Origin of the sequence: Novimethylophilus sp., assembly GCF_036504375.1 — a bacterium.
In the GTDB taxonomy this organism is placed as follows: domain Bacteria; phylum Pseudomonadota; class Gammaproteobacteria; order Burkholderiales; family Methylophilaceae; genus Novimethylophilus.
In genome coordinates this window covers 1-2,084 of record NZ_DASXVH010000022.1, presented here as the reverse complement: position 1 = coordinate 2,084, position 2,084 = coordinate 1, and the positions used below count along the sequence as shown (strand labels likewise).

Below are 2,084 nucleotides of genomic sequence, written 5' to 3'. Positions count from 1 at the left end.
GGATACGACATGAATGATCGCGAGTCAGTCAGCATGCCCACGAAACGCGAGAGCAGGCCGGCATTGGAAAGCGCGTTCATCTGCCACTCCATGGACTCCTTCTGATCGAGGAACCACCAGCCGCTGCCGAACTGCATCTTGCCGGCGATCTTGCCGTCCTGAAAATTGCCGACCATGGTCGCCAGCGTGTAATTGTCCTTCGGGTTCAGGTTGTAGACGATCGTCTTGGGCAGCGCGTCTTCCTGACTGAGGCGATCCAGGTAGGCCGCCAGTGCGTCCGCCTGCGCCCAGTCACCGATGGAATCGAAACCTGTATCAGGTCCGATTTTCGCCACCATGCTGGTGTTCGCGCTACGCAGCGCACCGAGGTGCATCTGCTTGGTCCAGCCCTTTTCCGCATCAAGCCGGCCAAAGAACAGCATCAGGTACGAAGCGAATTGCGCGTGCTCCTGCGGTCCAGCGGCAAGACCCTTGCGGGCTTTGTTAAAGATGGCGGCGGCAACGGCGTCGGAACAGAAATCCGCGAAACAGTGATTGATACCGTGATCGGAGAGGCGGCCGCCCATGCTGTGGAAGAAATCATGACGGCTGCGCAGCGCGTCGAGCAAATTGTTAAGTGTCGCAATGTCCTGTTTGGCCGCAGCGGCAAGTTTATCGAGCCAGGGATTGAAGACTTCCGGCTGATTGACGTTGAAGGCCTTGTCCGGGCGGAAGGTCGGGAAGACCCGCGTAGGGAGACCGGAGGCCGCGATCTGCTTGTGATACCCGAGATGGTCGGTCGGATCGTCGGTGGTGCACAGCGCTTTCACCTTGAACTTTTTCAGAATGCCGTGCGCGGTCAGATCATCGGTTGCAAGCAGCGCGTTGGAGCGTTCCCAAATCGCCGGAGCGGTCTTTTCGTTGAGCAGTTCTTCGATGCCGAAGTAGCGCTTCAGTTCGAGATGCGTCCAGTGATAGAGCGGATTGCGCAATGTGTGCGGCACTGTCCTGGCCCAGGCATTGAACTTCTCGACGGGCGCGGCGGCCCCCGTGCAGAAGCTCTCGTCTGTGCCATTGGCACGCATCGCGCGCCATTTGTAATGATCGCCTTCCAGCCAGATCTCGAACAGGTTGGCGAAGCGCCGGTTTTCGGCCACGTCCTTTGGAGGCAGGTGGCAATGGTAATCCAGAATCGGCTGTTCCGCGGCGTACGTGTGATAGAGTTTGCGCGCCGTCTTCGTTGCTAGCAGGAAATCATCGTGGATAAAGGGCATTTTGGGATTCCTTAAGCAGTATACCCCGATCATCTTTCATCATGATTGTTATGATCAGGCTCTCAGAAAAACGGGTGCTGAATTACGATACGCTCCGAAGATCGAGGAGCCCAGAGCCGGTGCAGCCCGCCGAGAAATCGTTTTCGCATACGCCGGTATACTGTAGGTAGTGGCCATGTTTACGAAACTACTGATGTTTTTCGTCTGCCTCAACCTGTTGCCGGCAGCCGACCAGGCCTCGCGCCAGATGGCGCGTGACTACCTCAAAGAGCTGATCGAAATCGACACGACAGACTCTCACGGTGACGTGACTCGCGCAGCCAATGCCATGGCACGGCGACTGCTCGATGCGGGTTTTCCGGCCGGTGATGTTGCGGTGGTGGGAGCGGCTCCTAACAGGGGGAATGTAATCGCCCGGCTGCGCGGCACCGGCAAGGGTAAGCCGGTTCTGTTCCTCGCGCACTTGGATGTGGTGGAAGCGCGCCGGACGGACTGGAGCACGGATCCATTTACGCTTGTAGAAAAAGATGGTTACTTCTATGGGCGTGGGACCACTGACGATAAAAGCGGCGCGGCCCTGTTTGCGGTGGCGTTCGCCCAACTGAAGCTGGAAGGTTATCGCCCGCAACGGGATTTGATTCTGGCGCTTACAACCGGCGAGGAATCCGGCGACGGCAATGGAGTCAAATGGCTGCTCGCGAATAGCCGCTCGCTGATTGATGCCGAGTACTGCATCAATGCCGATGCCGGCGGTGGCCAGATCAGAAAAGGGAAGCGGCTCGCGTTCGCGATTCAGGCTGCCGAAAAGGGCTATGCGACTTTCCGAATCAC

General features: G+C 58.0%; 2 protein-coding genes. One reads left to right on the top strand and one right to left on the bottom strand.

What is annotated here, in order from left to right; translation table 11 throughout:
• On the bottom strand, nt 1-1,253 hold a 1,253-nt coding region (uxaC, locus tag VGK14_RS02085), incomplete at its 3' end, for a glucuronate isomerase (protein WP_331507272.1).
• Nucleotides 1,254-1,428: 175 nt separating this feature from the next.
• Here uxaC and VGK14_RS02080 point away from each other — a divergent pair.
• Nucleotides 1,429-2,084 (top strand): M20/M25/M40 family metallo-hydrolase (locus VGK14_RS02080; RefSeq protein WP_331507271.1); only part of this gene is annotated, 656 nt, incomplete at its 3' end.